Below are 554 nucleotides of genomic sequence, written 5' to 3'. Positions count from 1 at the left end.
AAGATAGCAACGTAACTGGCAGTCTCTTGTAATATTGGTGTTTACGGCACTGGTCGCCTGTCTCACTCTCTTCTCACATTGCGATGTGTGCGCTTATGTTTGGTGAGATGACTGGATGTGGTAAATGCTTTGTTGCACCCGTCCTGGTCACAGACATAGGGCCTCTCTCCTGTGTGAATGCGTTTGTGGGCTTGTCCCCTGTGTGGATACGTTTGTGAACGGCCTGTCCCTTGTGTGGATACGTTTGTGCTTGCCCGGTGTGTGTGCGTTTGTGGGTACTGAGTGCTGTGTGGATGCGTTTGTGGGCGGTGAGATCGCTGGATGTGATAAATGCTTTGTTGCACCCGCTCTGGTCGCAAACATGGGGCCTTTCCCCTGTATGGATGCGCCGATGAGATGACTGGATGTGGTGAAAGCCTTACTGCACCCGTCCAGGTTACAGACAAAGGGCTTGTCCCCTGTGTGCATGCGTTTGTGGTTGGTGAGATCGCTGGATGTGGTAAACGCCTTGCTGCACCCGTCATAGTCACAGGCAAAAGGCCTTTCCCCTGTGT

At 52.7% G+C, this 554-nt stretch carries 1 protein-coding gene; it reads left to right on the top strand.

Annotated elements, in window-relative coordinates; translation table 11 throughout:
- Nucleotides 1-330 precede the first annotated feature (330 nt).
- On the top strand, nt 331-554 hold a 224-nt coding region (locus E1189_RS24405), incomplete at its 3' end, for a hypothetical protein (RefSeq protein ID WP_230459856.1).

The sequence above is a fragment of the Parendozoicomonas verongulae genome (genome assembly GCF_009711465.1).
Lineage (GTDB): Bacteria > Pseudomonadota > Gammaproteobacteria > Pseudomonadales > Endozoicomonadaceae > Sansalvadorimonas > Sansalvadorimonas verongulae.
This window is presented reverse-complemented; position numbering and strand designations above follow the sequence as displayed.